The 14,205-nt window shown below is 61.2% G+C and carries 10 protein-coding genes; 7 read left to right on the top strand and 3 right to left on the bottom strand.

Translation table 11 applies throughout. The features are described 5' to 3' along the window. Nucleotides 1–20: 20 nt before the first annotated feature. Together QQF40_RS16620 and QQF40_RS16625 are read left to right on the top strand one after the other, a co-directional pair. Complete coding sequence (locus tag QQF40_RS16620; RefSeq protein WP_285461974.1) at nt 21–1,469, top strand: amidase; 1,449 nt, start codon at nt 21–23, stop codon at nt 1,467–1,469. A 74-nt stretch (nt 1,470–1,543) separates the two neighbouring features. Then, on the top strand, nt 1,544–2,698 hold the full coding sequence (locus tag QQF40_RS16625; protein WP_285461975.1) for an aminoglycoside phosphotransferase family protein: 1,155 nt from the start codon (nt 1,544–1,546) through the stop codon (nt 2,696–2,698). Nucleotides 2,699–2,724: 26 nt separating this feature from the next. Here QQF40_RS16625 and QQF40_RS16630 read toward each other — a convergent pair whose 3' ends face one another. Then, nucleotides 2,725–4,566: a dipeptidase gene (locus QQF40_RS16630; protein ID WP_285461976.1), complete on the bottom strand. Its 1,842-nt coding sequence runs from the start codon at nt 4,564–4,566 to the stop codon at nt 2,725–2,727. A 262-nt stretch (nt 4,567–4,828) separates the two neighbouring features. Next, nucleotides 4,829–5,719 (bottom strand): LysR family transcriptional regulator, encoded by an 891-nt coding sequence (locus tag QQF40_RS16635; RefSeq protein WP_176676883.1) that lies wholly within the window; start codon nt 5,717–5,719, stop codon nt 4,829–4,831. Between the two features lie 134 nt (nt 5,720–5,853). Between QQF40_RS16635 and QQF40_RS16640 the strand changes: the two genes are divergently transcribed. The 3 genes from QQF40_RS16640 to QQF40_RS16650 all read left to right on the top strand — a co-directional run bounded on the left by QQF40_RS16640 (nt 5,854) and on the right by QQF40_RS16650 (nt 10,441). Then, nucleotides 5,854–6,969: a 4-oxalomesaconate tautomerase gene (locus QQF40_RS16640; RefSeq protein WP_285461977.1), complete on the top strand. Its 1,116-nt coding sequence runs from the start codon at nt 5,854–5,856 to the stop codon at nt 6,967–6,969. Between the two features lie 182 nt (nt 6,970–7,151). Further along, nucleotides 7,152–8,285 carry a Bug family tripartite tricarboxylate transporter substrate binding protein gene (locus QQF40_RS16645; RefSeq protein ID WP_285461978.1) on the top strand — a complete coding sequence of 378 codons (1,134 nt, stop codon included), beginning with the start codon at nt 7,152–7,154 and terminating at the stop codon, nt 8,283–8,285. A 176-nt stretch (nt 8,286–8,461) separates the two neighbouring features. Beyond that, entirely contained in the window at nt 8,462–10,441 is a 1,980-nt protein-coding gene (locus QQF40_RS16650; RefSeq protein WP_285461979.1) for a tripartite tricarboxylate transporter permease, read from the top strand. A 135-nt stretch (nt 10,442–10,576) separates the two neighbouring features. On the opposite strand, the gene QQF40_RS16655 is transcribed toward QQF40_RS16650, so the two are convergent. Next, nucleotides 10,577–11,641, bottom strand: a complete 1,065-nt coding sequence (locus QQF40_RS16655) for a helix-turn-helix transcriptional regulator (RefSeq protein ID WP_176676880.1) — start codon at nt 11,639–11,641, stop codon at nt 10,577–10,579. A 362-nt stretch (nt 11,642–12,003) separates the two neighbouring features. Here QQF40_RS16655 and QQF40_RS16660 point away from each other — a divergent pair, with 362 nt between their 5' ends. Next, nucleotides 12,004–13,038: a CNNM domain-containing protein gene (locus QQF40_RS16660; protein WP_253061763.1), complete on the top strand. Its 1,035-nt coding sequence runs from the start codon at nt 12,004–12,006 to the stop codon at nt 13,036–13,038. Between the two features lie 251 nt (nt 13,039–13,289). After that, nucleotides 13,290–14,135, top strand: coding sequence for an enoyl-CoA hydratase/isomerase family protein (locus QQF40_RS16665; protein WP_176676878.1), 846 nt, complete (start codon nt 13,290–13,292; stop codon nt 14,133–14,135). Nucleotides 14,136–14,205: the final 70 nt, after the last annotated feature.

The raw sequence follows: 14,205 nt of genomic DNA on the forward strand, positions 1-14,205 counted from the left end.
CCAGCAGCAGGAGAGCCGCCATGCGTGACGTCGAATTTCCTCAACATCTTTCGCCCCATACTGCCAAGGATGACCTGACGGCGCTGGACGCCGAGCAACTGGCACGCGGGTACCAATGCGGCGAGTTCGACCCATTGCAGGTGACCCGAGCGGTGCTCGATCGTATCGAGCGACTCAACCCACTCGTCAATGCGTATGTGCATGTCGCTCATGACACTGCATTGAAGGAGGCGCGTGAATCCACGCAGCGCTGGCAGGCCGGCAAGCCTTTGAGCCCGCTTGATGGCATCCCGACCTCGCTGAAGGACCTGACCGAGGTGGCCGGCATGCCAGCGCGGGAAGGATCGCTCACCACTTCGCCCGAACCCTGTCAGCGGGACGCGCCACCGGTACGCCGTCTGCGTGAGGCAGGCGCGATTCTACTGGGCAAGACCAACACTCCCGAGTTCGGCTGGAAGGCCGTCACTGACAATCGCGTGCATGGCACCACCCGCAATGCCTGGAATACCCAACTGACACCCGGCGGCTCTTCCGGTGGCGCAGCTACCGCCGCCGCCCTCAATCTGGGTGTACTGCATCAGGGCGGTGATTCCGGCGGATCGATCCGTATTCCTGCCGCCTTCAGTGGCATCTTCGGCTTCAAACCCACCTTCGGCTGGACACCTCAGTGGCCACCTGCCCAGGCGGCATCGCTTTCCAGTATCGGCCCGCTGTGCCGCAGCCCACGTGACGCCGCTGCCATGCTCGATGTCATCGGTCGTCATGACGCCCAGGACCCTTACGCCCTGCACGGACAACCCGAGCACTGGGGCATGGAAATCGGCGAGTCGCTGGCAGGACTGCGCATCGCGTACTCGCCATGTTTCGGAGGTATCGAGGTCGACCCCGAGATCGCCGACCTGGTCGAGCGCGCCGCCCAACGCCTGGCAAGCCTTGGCGCGGAAGTCGTGAGGGTCGATCCCCCCATCGAGGCCAGCCTGGAGACCTTTCGCAAGATCTGGTTCACCGCCTCGCTGGACCTCTGGCAAGGTTGTGACGAGCAGCAACGTGAGCAACTCGACCCGGGACTGGTGGAGAACGCCATGCGTGCCCGCGCCTGGTCATCACTGGAGCTGTTCGAGGCGAGCGAGGCTCGACAACGACTGACTCAGCAACTGGCAAGCTTCCATCAGACATACCCCCTGCTGCTCACGCCAAGCGTCGCCGTTCTGCCTTTTGCACTCGATCATCAGGTACCGCCCGCGAGCCAGCTCAGGGACTGGGAGGAATGGACGCCCTTCTCCTATCCCTTCAACCTCACCGGTCAACCTGCCGCCTCCATCCCCTGCGGCTTCACCACCCGAGGACTGCCGGTCGGCTTTCAGCTGGCCGGCGGCAAGCACGATGACGTGCGACTGCTGCGGGCTGCCGCTGCCTATATGGATGCCTACCCGACCGCGCATCCCGCCGAGCCCTGCAGCGCGACTTGAATCCATACGGCTGTCATGCTGCGTAACGAAAGACAAAGTGGCCACATTGGGTCACATGCAGACCGGGAGCTTTCATGGCAGCCGCTACTCAATCATCGCAGGACACTCACGCCTGCACGCCTCTGGCCAAGTTGCGCAACGGCCTGGCGCTGGCGCTCGATCACGCCGGCATCACCACCTCCGCCATTCGACCATTGCCCGACAGCGGCTTGGCGCACGCCCACTTTCGGCTTGAACTGCCTCCTGCTCGCCATGAGGAGACGCAGGAATGGATAGCCCGCTTACCCAAGCAGAGCCAGATGCGCCTCTCGGCCGCCGACAATCTCACTTACCAGACAGCATGCTTCGAGCGCTGTCAGCCCAGTGGTCACACTCCGCGACTGGAGGGCAGCCTTGCACCTCAACCTGACCTGCCGCGCGGCGGCCTGCTGGTGGAAGCCATCGAGGGCCGCCCCGCAAGACTGCCGGAAGATCTCCGCGCCATCACGGAAGCTCTGGCCAGCATTCACGCTCTGCCACTGCCGGCCGTGCACAAGCGTGTGCCTCTGCTGGCGCCTGACTGCCCATGGCGCGCCATGCTCGACGAGATTGAACTCCAATGCCGCTACCTGGAGAGCGCCGGCCTGCCCCTGGAAGGTCAGCGCTTGATCAAAGGCGAGTTGCAGGCGCTGAAGGACTTCGTGGCTGTGCAGCAGGCACCTGTTGCCATCAGCCTGATCAGTTTCGACGCCCACCCCGGCAACTTTCTCATCGAGGAAGATCGCACGAATTCCGTGCCCACCCGCGCGGTACTGGTGGATCTCGAAAAGTGCCGCTACGGCTTGCCGGGGTTTGATCTCGCCCATGCCACGCTCTACACCTCCACGACCTGGGATGTCGCCAGTCACGCCATCCTCACGCCAGAGCAGGTCGCCGACGCCTATCGTCATTGGTGTCAGCAGATGATGGCGACAAGTGCCGACCCCGCGCTCCATGACAGTCAGACATTGCTGCAAGCGCGACGCGCCATGTGGCTCTGGTCACTTAGCTGGTGCGCCAAATGGCTATCGCTCAACTGTGAGACCAGGGATAACGGGCACCACGGCGAAGACTGGTCCAGCGAGCTGAGCGAAGATCGACTGATCACCCATGTGCGTGAACGCGCCAGGCATTACCTCACCGAGCACTGCATTCGCGGCGTCATCGATGAGTGGCAACAACTGGCGCGAGCACTCCCTTGGGCGACATAGACACCGACGGACTAGCGATACCGGAATTACTTGAGCGAATCCTGATTGCCTATACGCGCCATCATCTCGGTGAACATCTGGATGTCGAGCATCAGGTTATCGATCCGCTTGAACTCCTTGGAGGTATGCCCGGTATAGGTCTCGCCCGGCATGGACGGGCCGAAGTTGATCGCATTGGGTAAAAGTTTGGCGGTCGTACTGCCCGCAGAGGAGCGCGGCTCGGCCTTCATGCCGGTGGTATCCCCGAAGATATTGAGCAGCGTCTGCAGCCAGGCACCGCTGGGGTCACGCAGCATCCAGTCGCGAATCTCGACGTTCAGCGTTATGTCCATGCTCTGCTCGCTGGCATAGGCGCTCAGCTTGTCCTGAATCGTCTGGCTCAATTCCTCAGGTGATTTCTCACCAGCGGGCGCACGTACATTGACCGCGACCCGCAGCGCATCATCCTCCTTGGCGAAGAAGGTCGGCGTTACCTTGAGCGGCCCCATGAAATCATGGGAATACGCGATGCCCAGCTGCTTGCCGTGATAGTCCAGCCCGTAGTTGTCGCTCAGGTAATGAATGGCATCTTCATAGGCATTGTCATGGAAATCGATGCCGGAGGTGGCAAGCAGGCCTGCCAGCCGTGTGACAGGATTGACGCCGTTGGCTGGCGCCGAGGAGTGGGCCGACTTGCCGGTCACTGTCACGCTGACCTCTTCGCCTTCCACCTCACTGGCGACGCTGAAGTCCAGACCATGCTCCTTGACGTAGCGGCTGCCTAGCGTTTCAAGCTTGTGGCTGAGCGCCTTGGCGCCCGCTGCATCAGCCGCGTGAAGCGTAGCGGTGGAGCGCTCCGGAATCTGGTTGGTCGCCAGACCGCCCTTGAAGTCGGTGATCGTCGGCAGAGCGTCGACTGCCTGATCAGATGAGACCTCGCCCGTCTTAGGCGTCAAGGGGAAGCGCGCATCGATGGTGCCGAAACCATTCTCGGCCGTGATCGCCGGGTAACCGCTATCGAGCACGATGTTGTATTCCGGCAGGTCATTTCTGGCCTTATAGTACTCGAAGCCATCACCACCGGTCTCTTCCGTGGTCTCGATCATCAGGCGAATGGTACGCTTGAGCGGCACCTCATTTTCCTTGAGCGACTTCATGGCATACAGCGCCGCGGCGATCGAGGCCTTGTCATCTTCGGTACCGCGCCCGTAGAGCTTGCCGTCGATCTCGGTCATCGCGAACGGATCGAGATGGGTACCATCGTCGAGTGTCCAGCCCTCCTCGCCTGCCGGCACCACATCGCCGTGGGTAAGAATGCCGAATACGTCATCGCCAGTTCCCTCGAGTTCCACCTCGAAGACGCGGTTGTCGACGTTACGGAACGTCAGGCCGAACGCCTCGGCGCGCGCCTTGATCAGCTCACCGAAGCGCGCGATTTCGGGATTCTCGAATTGCGGCTTCTCCCCTACCTTGGCGGTCGGGATCGCGACCATTTCCTTGAGCAGCGCCTGGACGTCATCGCCGTACTGCAAACGGTTGTAGACCCCCAGCAGACGATAGATGTTGACGAAGGCATCGCCCTCAAGCTTCTCACCGGCCTGATACTGCTCGATGGCGGCCCTGACCGCCGTGTCCTGTGAATTGCGTTCGGCTACCTGGGTCAGAAAGTCATTGAAGTCCGTCGCCAGCTCCTGATGGCCCTGTTCGATCAAGCTGACCAACTGGGCACGCTTGAGCGTATGTTCACCCTGCGGTGCGCGCTTGCCCGTGTCATCGGTCGCCATCGGCTCGTCTGCGCTGACAGGCAGTGCGCTGCCGAGCCCGAGTGCCAGACCCAGCGCGAGGGCCGTCTGACGAGAGGTAGCGTGAGTGGTTGTGCGGGTACTCATGGGCATGTAAGTCCTTGCGTTAGGCAAGACGCCGCGTCATCAATGGCCGGAGAGACAAGGGATGAGGAGAAGAACCTCACCGCCACCCGGCGGCAGCTGACCACGCGACATCAAGACGGTTTCAACGGCCTTGCCGTGAAACATTAATGTCTTATACACAACCATCTTATGTACTAGGCCACGCCGCGCCAACCCTGACGAGAGGTGCCTGCCACTCTGCTTTCCATTGTGGCCTTGCCCCTCTTCGCCCCAGACGAGTGACTCAGTTCCAGCGCTTGAGCAGAATCTCGATGAACAGCTCCGCGATTGGCGACAAGGACTCACCTCGTCGCCGCAGCAGGCCGATGGTGCGATCAATGCGCGGTTCGGGCAGTTCACGCTGACACAGTACCTCGTGTTCCGGCCCCGGCATGGCCATCGACGGCAGGATGGCGACGCCCAGCCCGCTCTCGACCAGACCCAGTGACGTCGAGAGATGCTGCACCTCATAGAAGCCATCCAGATGCAGGCCGGCGGACAGCAGTGTGTTGTCGAGCAGAATGCGGTTGCCGCTGTCACGCGAGACCGTGATCAGGCGTACATCGTCCAGGTCGCTCCATTCCACGCGCTGTTTCTGTGCAAGAGGATGGTCTCGACGCAGGGCCAGCACGAAGGGATCACGATAGATGGAGGTGAAATCCACCGCCGGATGGTGCGCACTGACCATGTTGATACCAAAGTCTGCCTCCCCCGAGACCACCCTTTCGACTCCTTCATTGGCACTGACATCCAGAATGCGAATCCGGATACCGGGATAGGCGGTATTGAATTCGCGCACCACGCTGGGCAGGAAGTAGAAGGCTGCCGTGGGCAGGCAAGCGATGGTCAGCACCCCCTTGCGGTGGGTGGCAAGCTCGCGGACGCCGACCAAAGACGACTCATAATCTTCGAGCAACTTGCGGGCTTTGGGCAGGAAATCACGACCAACGGGCGTCAAACGACTTCTTCGCGTAGTGCGCTCCAGCACCTTGGCGCCCAGAACCTCCTCCAGTTTCTGGATGCGGCGCGACAACGCCGGCTGCGAAATATGCAGCCTTTCTGCCGCCTCATTGAAGGAATGATTCTCGGCAACCTCGACAAACGCCGATAGGTCCAGAAACTCCAATCTATGCATGCAACTACCTTATTGTTTCAGCTTTCGGATTAATGCGCACAATGATGACAGTATAGGTTTTATTTGCATTTGATGCATAGATCATCGGCTGTGATGCTTCACGAAGGCGCAAACAGACAGGAGCGCGTTCCAACATGATGCATTCACTTCCTTGCATGATCCTACGTGGCGGTACCTCTCGGGGTCCCTTCCTGCGTCTGGATCACCTTCCCGCCGATGACGAAGGCCGTCGCGAAGTTCTGCGTCAGGTCATGGGGTCCGGCCACGTACTGCAGATCGATGGCTTGGGCGGCGGCAATTCGTTGACCAGCAAGGTCGCCCTCGTCGGGCCGCCCAGTCATCCTGAAGCTGATGTCGATTACCTGTTCGCTCAGGTCGACGTGGAAGGCGACAAGGTCGACTTCTCGCCCAACTGCGGCAACATGCTGGCCGCCGTCGGCCCCTACGCCATCGAGACCGGCATGATCGCGCCGCAGGGTGACCTGACGCCTCTGCGGATTCATAACCTCAATACCCGCACGCTGATCGACAGCCAGGTACCGACGCCCGGCGGCGCGGTGGCCTACCAGGGTGACACGCGCATCAGTGGCGTGCCCGGCGCCGGCAGCGCCATCAAGTTGGGCTTCCTCGGCGCGGTGGGCGCCAAGACCGGCAAGATGCTGCCCAGCGGCAAGGTCATCGACGTGATTGATGGCGTCGAGGTGACCTGTCTCGACTCCGCCACGCCAGTAGTGCTGGTCGAAGCGGCAAGTCTGGGCTGGGCGGGCAACGAAGCGCCGGCCGAGATGGACGCCAACCGCGAGGCGATGGCACGCCTCGAGCAGATTCGCCTCAAGGCGGGAGAATTGATGGGCATGGGCGACGTCAGCGGCTCGGTGCTGCCCAAGCCGGTGATTCTCTCCGCCCCGCGCACCCAGGACGGCACTCTCTGCGCCCGTTACTTCGTGCCGCATCGCTGCCATGGCGCCCTGGCCGTCACGGGTGCCATCACGCTGGCCGTTGCGACCAGCATCCCGGGCTCCTTGGCCAATCGTGTAGCACTCGCAGCCGGCACTCTGGCACCGGATAGCCTGGCGGCAAACGTTCATCTGGAACATCCCGCCGGATTTCTGGATGTCGAGGTCGAGCATACCAATGCCGACCCGATGACCCCCGCCCGTGTGTCTCTGCTGCGCACGGCACGCAAGATCATGAGTGGCGAGGTGTTCTTGAACCTCCCCGACTCGCTGGAAATGCCTGGGCGTGCATGACACGCCAGACGACCGCGCTGGCAAGCGCCAGATGTGGAGACATCGTCGACAGGCAACGAGCTGGTACTGCAGTATATTGATTTACAATGAATTTTCGCCAACCAAATAGCCTGATTGCGCCGCCATGCAGATAGCGCATCACTGATCGACAACGCATTCCAACAATAATCAGGAGTCAGACCATGTCCCTCATCGTGTCTCCCCCCAAGCGCCAGACCCTCAAGCGTCATGCCCGTACCACCGCATTGGCCTTCATGCTGCCCGTCATGGGCCTGATGCCACTGTCCTCAGCCGTTCACGCCGCGGCGGAAGTCCCTGACACCTTGACCTGGACCGTGCCGTTCGGTGTCGGGGGCGGCACGGATGTCTGGGCACGCTTCATGTCCAACTGGGTGACCAAGGACCTGCCGGGCAACCCGGCCGTCGTCATCGACAACGTTCCGGGCGGTGGTTCCATCACCGGCGTCAACCTGTTCAGCAAGCGTGCCGGCGATGACGGCGACGAGATGGTCGTCACCTCGGCCTCTACCCAGTATCCGGCCATGCTGCGCGACCGTCGCGTGCGCTATGACTATGCCGACTGGGAGCCGATCTTCGCCGCACCGACAGGCGGCGTCGTCTATGCCTCAAGCTCACTGGGCAAGGATAGCGCCAGCGCACTCGAGGCTCTCGCCTCCCAGGAGGTGAAGTTCGCCGGACAGAACCCGACCGGACTCGAGATGCCGGTATTGATGGCCTTCGATCTTCTCGATTTCCAGGTCAACCCGGTCTTCGGCATGAAGAGCCGTGGTGAAGGCCGTCTGGCCTTCGAGCGTGGCGAAGTCGCCCTCGATTTCCAGACCACCTCCGCCTACAACAGCAACGTCACGCCGCTGGTCGATGCCGGCCAGGCCGTACCGCTGTTCAGCCTTGGCGTGATGGATGACGAAGGCCATATCGAGCGCGATCCGTCCTTCCCGGACCTGCCGACCTTCTCCGAACTGTATCTGGCCCAGGAAGGCCATTCACGTGATGACGAGGCCTACCAGATCTTCCATAAGTTCTTCGCCTCCGGTTACGCCATGCAGAAGATGCTGCTGGTGCCGAAGGGCGTGGACCCGGAGCTGCTGGAGCTTTACCGCCAGGCCGCGCGTGATCTGGCCAAAGACCCCGAGTTCCTCAAGGAAGCCACCGAGAAGGTCGGGCCCTATGGACTGATGGTCGGCAAGGCCGCCGCGACCCAGCTTCAGGACGCCATGCAGCTGAGCGAAGCCGAGCATGAATGGGTCAAGAACTGGCTGATGGAGCGCCACAATATCCGCCTGCAATCTCGTTGAGGCATGCAATCACACCCGTAATGACCTGAACGCCCGGATGTGATGGGGACCCACCCACGGGGCTGCCGACCAGCAGCTCCGTGAGCCTTTCCCTCCCTGCCTCGCCATGCTCTCCCCGGCACCGCCTCTGAGTGTTAGAGAAGCATCTAGAGAAGAACAAGAGGTTGAGTAACGCCATGATCGACACCCTCCTGTCCAGCATTGGACACGTCTTCACGCTGACGCATCTGCTGTTCATGATGGTCGGTATCTTCGTCGGCCTGCTGGTCGGAATCATTCCCGGCCTGGGTGGCATCGCCGGCATGGCCCTACTGCTGCCCTTCCTGTATGGATTGGACCCGGGCTACGCCCTGGGCATGCTGATGGGCATGGTCGCCGTCATTCCCACCGGCGACACCTTCGCTTCGGTTCTGATGGGGATCCCCGGCTCCAGCGCCTCGCAAGCCACGGTGCTCGATGGTTTCCCGCTGGCCAAGAAAGGCCAGGCAGCCCGCGCACTGACCAGTGCCTTCCTGTCTTCCCTGTGTGGTGGCGTGATCGGTGCCATCATCCTGACCGGCTTCATCCTCGTCGCACGCCCTCTTGTACTGGCCTTTTCGTCAGCCGAATTGTTCGTGCTGACCTTGCTGGGCCTCACGATGGTTGCCGTTCTCTCCGGCAAGAACCTGTTCAAGGGCACCGCAGCCTGCGGCCTCGGCCTGCTGGTCGGCGCCATCGGCGCCGCTCCGGCGACCGGCGAGTACCGCATGAACCTGGATATCGACTACCTGTACGACGGCGTGCCGCTGATCGTGCTGGGTCTGGGCATCTTCGCCCTGCCGGAAATCGTCGAGCTGCTGCTGGGACGTGGCAGTATCGCCAAGGACGGCAACACGGACCTGGGCAAAGGCTGGTCTGCCGGCATCAAGGATGTGGTCAAGAACAAGTGGCTGGTTGCGCGCTGTGCCGGTATCGGCAGCCTGATCGGCACCATTCCGGGCCTGGCGGGCTCCGTGGTCGACTGGATCACCTACGGCTTCGCGGTCAAGAGCGCCAAGGACCCGAGCCAGTTCGGCAAGGGTGACATCCGCGGCGTCATCGCGCCGGAATCCGCCAACAATGCCTGCGCCTGTGGTGCCATGGTGCCGACACTGCTGTTCGGGGTGCCAGGCTCCGGCACGGCGGCGGTCTTCCTGGGCGGGCTGTTGCTGCTGGGACTGGAACCCGGCGTGTCGATGATCACCACCAATCTGGACATGACCTACACCATCATCTGGTCATTGGCGCTGGCCAATATCCTGGGCGCGGGCCTGTGTCTGATGCTGGCGCGTCCGGTCGCGCAGCTGACGCGTGTGCCCTTCGCCATTCTGGCCCCTGCCATCACCGTTCTGATCCTGTTCGCTGCCTATCAGGCCAGCCGCTCACTGGGTGACTGGGCCGCGCTGGGCATGATCGGCATGATCGGTGTACTGTTCAAGAGTGCTGGCTGGTCGCGTCCGGCCTTCCTGATCGGCTTCGTGCTGGCACCAGGCGCCGAAAACTACTTCTATCAGAGCATGCAGTTCCACGGCGCCGAAGCCTTCTTGCGTCCGGGCGTACTGATCATCCTCGGCCTGATCCTGCTGGCCTTCTTCCTGCCGGTGATCCGCAAGGCGATCATGCGTCGTCGGCAGACCCATGAAGTGGTGGAGAGCGCACCGTCCCCGGAAGAAGATGTGCTGGAATCGCGTGGCTTCGGTGGCGTCGACTTCCTGCTGCTGTTGATGATGGGCGCAGCCGCCCTGTGGGCGCTCTATGACGTCAGAAATCTGATGCCGCTGGGCAAGGCCTTCCCCACGCTGGCCGCCTTCATCACACTGCTCTCGGTGATCGCCGTGGTCTTCAATGGCTGGCGTCGTGGCATGATTCGCGTCCAGCAACCGGCCTTCAAGGCAGTGGGTGTGGTACTTGGCTTCTTCGGACTGATCGGTATCAGTGCGCTGCTGGGCTTCGTCTCCACCGCCGTGCTGTTCTGCCTGGGCTTCCAGCTCACCATTGCACGCAAGTCGCCGCTGTTCGCAGGACTCTTCGCGCTGGGCGTGGCAGTCTTCCTGCTCGGCATGCAGGCGGCAATGAACCTGTACTACCCGACAGGTTTGCTGGATGACGTGGTACTGCCGATGGTTCCCTTCCTGTAAGACCAGCTCGCATCACCAGCAAGATGCAGCACTGAACCTTCGAGTACGACATACGCAAGCGGGCACCCATGAGGTGCCCGCTTGCGTATTGTGACAATCTCAAGCTCGCTTTCAGGTGCTCGTCACCATTGCGGCTCAATCGACGCGATGAAACCTGGCGCGGGCCTCCTGTGGCGACACCCCGAAATGACGCCGGAAGGCCGTGGCGAAGTTGCAGGCATGGGCATACCCCACTTGATGCGCCACCTGCTGAATGCTCACTCCACGGCGCAGAGCCTGCTCGGCACACCGCATGCGACACTCACGCTGATAACTGCCCAGCGACTGCCCGAAGGCCTGGCGAAACTTCTGGCGCAAGCCGGAGGGGCTCATGCAGGCCACTCGTGCCAGCTCCTCCAGCGAGTACGCGCCATGCGGCACGGCAGCAAGGCGCTGGCGTACCGCCTCCAGGTGTCGACAGACGCTGTGGGGTCGCGATGGGGACACTAATGACGATGCGGGAGACGCCGGTACATCCTGTGCCTCACCAGCGCGGCGCTTGAGCGCCGCCCCCAACAACTGCAGCGCAATCCCCTGCCATTCCAGCATATCGCCCTCACAGGCGGTGAACGCCGGCGTATCGCAATCTCCTTGCGGTCCCTCACCATCAGGGGCTCTGACACGCTCATCCAGTTGCTGATGAAGCCAGCGCCCCGGTGTCCAGCCCAGCGGCTGAGAATGACGCGCGCACGGCAATGCATCCCAGTTCGCCAGACCCCGCCGCACCTGTAGGGACTGACTGGCCTCATCCTCCAGGTACAAACTGATACAACGCAGGCGGCCTTGAGGATGGTAGCTTTTCAGCGTCGCTGGCGCAGACTGCGTACTCGGCGGGCGGAAGATCCCCCCTTGCCCCGCGAACAAGTCGATCCGCGCGCCGTCCAGGCCTGATAGCGTCAATCGTCCTTCCAACACCAGGCAGAGATAGAGGCCCTCATGAAACTGATGCTGGCCGTGATAGGCGCGTGACACCTCTAGATCACACAGCGTCAGATGCGCGTCTCGCCAGGGATGCAGGTCATGCACCTGCCCCTCGCAATGCGGATATTTTGCTGCTCGCCAGCCTTGCCGCTCGCTGAGCGATGAAGGGCGCTGTTGAGGCGAGGCCATGACGCGGCGAGTGGTCTGACTGTCGGCCATGTCTCCAAGTGGCTCTGCCATGTCGCTGCAAATCCCTGCATTGTGAATCCTGGTGAAGGCCTACCGCCTGCTGCGGGCCGCACTGACGGCTGAATTTACGCACGTTGCCACTCAACTGCCATGCCCGGCCGCGGCTTGCGAATATAGCGGGCGCCCACAAAATACAATGAATTCCTAAAGCAAAACAATCTCATTATCATCTAAAATTAGTTCTTGTCTCATATAAAGTCTTGCCCACCTTCTGTACTTCTCGAGTCAACGGCACTTTTCCAGACAGACTGGCAAGCTTGGCCAGCAGGCAGAAAACTCTGCGATAATTCACGGGTTTGACAGTACTGCGTCGTATGTCACTAATAGATGCCTTCCCCCTAGGAGCACGCCTCATGTTTCTGTTGATCCTGTTTGCTGCCGTCGCGATCGGCATCTCATTCATCTGCTCCGTGCTCGAGGCGGCGCTGCTGTCGCTCTCCCCCAGCTATGTGGCAAGCCTGAGAGACCAGCACCCCAAGCGCCACGCCGCACTGGCCAAGCTCAAGGACAATATCGACAAGCCGCTGGCCGCCATCCTGACGCTCAACACCATCGCGCATACCGTCGGTGCCACGGGGGTGGGCGCACAGGTATCGGTCGTCTTCGGGGAAGCCTGGGTCGGCGTGGCCTCGGCAGTGATGACGCTGCTGATCCTGGTGGCCTCGGAAATCATTCCCAAGACCATCGGTGCCACCTACTGGCGTCAGCTGTCGCCGATGCTGCCCGGCGTGCTCAATGTCATGGTCGTCGCGCTCAAGCCGCTGATCTGGCTATCGGAGTTGATCACCTCGCGCATTGGCAAGGATGCGCATGACATCGACGTACGTGGCGAGATCAAGGCATTGGCGCAGATGGGATTGGAGAAGAAGGCGCTGGAAAATGACGAACAGCGCGTCATCACCAACATCCTCAATCTGCATGAGATGAAGGTGCGTGACGTACTGACGCCACGCCCGGTCTGTCAGACGGTCAGCCCCGAGATGAGCGTGGCCGAATTCAATGACCAGCTGGCGACCTGGCCCTTCAGCCGCTACCCGGTGATGACCGCCGATGAACGCACGCTGGGCATGATCCACCGTGCCGACGCCCATCAGGCAGAGCCCACCACTCCCCTGAAGGACCTGATGCGCCCGATCAGCGAACTGCATGCCGAGGACAACGTCGAGCAGGCCTTCGGGCTGATGCAACGCGAGCGCCAGCACCTGTGCGTTGTCTATGACAACCTCGGCAACTGGCTGGGCGTGATCACGCTGGAAGACGTGATGGAAACGATTCTCGGCGAGGACATCATCGACGAGACGGACAACGTGGCCAATCTGCGCCGCTTCGCCCGCCAGCGCTGGACCAAGCGTATCGGCGCCAACCACGCCGAGAGCCACCAGGACTAGGATCTCTCTACTTTTCTGCCCCCTCCCTCTGAGGCGAGAGTCCCGCGAAGGTCGCTGCCAGCCACGACCATCGCGGGACTTTTTTATTGCCGTCGCTTGATACCGTCTGATAACCGACTGATTTCTCTTGAGAATGCCCAGTCTCAACCAATCGAATAATGTCTTTCCACACATCTCTCGGTAATCAAGCTCCTGACTCGGTGCTAACGTTGATTACACACGACGGGCGGCGATCGAATCGGGGTAACATCATGATATACAACAAATTTACGACGTTCCGTGCTGAACGGAAAGGCGCCATTCTGTATGTGACCTTCGATTATCCGCCGGTCAATATTCAGGACATTCCCATGCTGGCCGACCTGACCATGCTGTCGCAGAAGCTCGAGCGGGACAGCGATACCAAGGTGGTGGTCTTCCAGTCAGCCAATCCAGAGATCTTTGTCGCCCATGCCGACGTGGACTTCCTCAAGGACATGTCGACGCATGCGGTTCATCAGAGTGAGGTCAAGCTGTTGGACCTGCAGGTGGTCCTTGAGCGCATCAGCCGCCTGCCCCAGGCGACCATCGCCAAGATTGAAGGTTTTGCCCGCGGTGGTGGTCACGAATTTGCCCTGGCCTGTGACATGCGATTCGCCGCACGGGGCAAGGCTCGTTTCATGCAAATGGAAGTCGCAATGGGCATTCTGCCCTGCGGAGGCGGTGCCTCACGCATGGCACGTCAGGCAGGCCTTGGCCGAGCGCTGGAAATCATCCTCAGCGCCAAGGACTTCGATGCCGATCAGGCCGCCGAATACGGCACCATCAATCGTGCGCTGGACCCGCAGGAGATCGGCCCCTTCGTCGACTCGCTGGCCGAGCGAATCTCCTTGTGGCCATCAGCCGCCATCAACGCCTGCAAGCAGGCCATCTACGCCTCCATCGACAAGCCAATCGAAGATGCCTTGAAGGAAGAGGCCTATTGGCTCTATCAGGCCACCAGTCAGACCGCCGCCATCAAGCGCTTCCAGAATGCCTATGACAGCGATGTCGAGAACGACATGAACGCCCAGCGCAACTGGGATCAGATCGTGATCGATGTCCAGTCCATCGTCTGAGAATACGTCCTGCAACGTAAGCAAGGATGCCCTTTAGGGGAGTGGCAACACTCCCTCTTTTTGGATTCTT

Source organism: Cobetia sp. LC6, assembly GCF_030264805.1.
Classification (GTDB): Bacteria; Pseudomonadota; Gammaproteobacteria; order Pseudomonadales; family Halomonadaceae; genus Cobetia.

Bases quoted from the DNA above. Each gene is read 5' to 3' on its own strand.
- QQF40_RS16640 (WP_285461977.1), top strand. From the start codon at position 5,854: ATGATGCATTCACTTCCTTGCATGATCCTACGTGGCGGTACCTCTCGG.
- QQF40_RS16645 (WP_285461978.1), top strand. From the start codon at position 7,152: ATGTCCCTCATCGTGTCTCCCCCCAAGCGCCAGACCCTCAAGCGTCAT.
- QQF40_RS16625 (WP_285461975.1), top strand. From the start codon at position 1,544: ATGGCAGCCGCTACTCAATCATCGCAGGACACTCACGCCTGCACGCCT.
- QQF40_RS16630 (WP_285461976.1), bottom strand. From the start codon at position 4,566: ATGAGTACCCGCACAACCACTCACGCTACCTCTCGTCAGACGGCCCTC.
- QQF40_RS16660 (WP_253061763.1), top strand. From the start codon at position 12,004: ATGTTTCTGTTGATCCTGTTTGCTGCCGTCGCGATCGGCATCTCATTC.
- QQF40_RS16635 (WP_176676883.1), bottom strand. From the start codon at position 5,719: ATGCATAGATTGGAGTTTCTGGACCTATCGGCGTTTGTCGAGGTTGCC.
- QQF40_RS16650 (WP_285461979.1), top strand. From the start codon at position 8,462: ATGATCGACACCCTCCTGTCCAGCATTGGACACGTCTTCACGCTGACG.
- QQF40_RS16665 (WP_176676878.1), top strand. From the start codon at position 13,290: ATGATATACAACAAATTTACGACGTTCCGTGCTGAACGGAAAGGCGCC.
- QQF40_RS16620 (WP_285461974.1), top strand. From the start codon at position 21: ATGCGTGACGTCGAATTTCCTCAACATCTTTCGCCCCATACTGCCAAG.
- QQF40_RS16655 (WP_176676880.1), bottom strand. From the start codon at position 11,641: ATGGCAGAGCCACTTGGAGACATGGCCGACAGTCAGACCACTCGCCGC.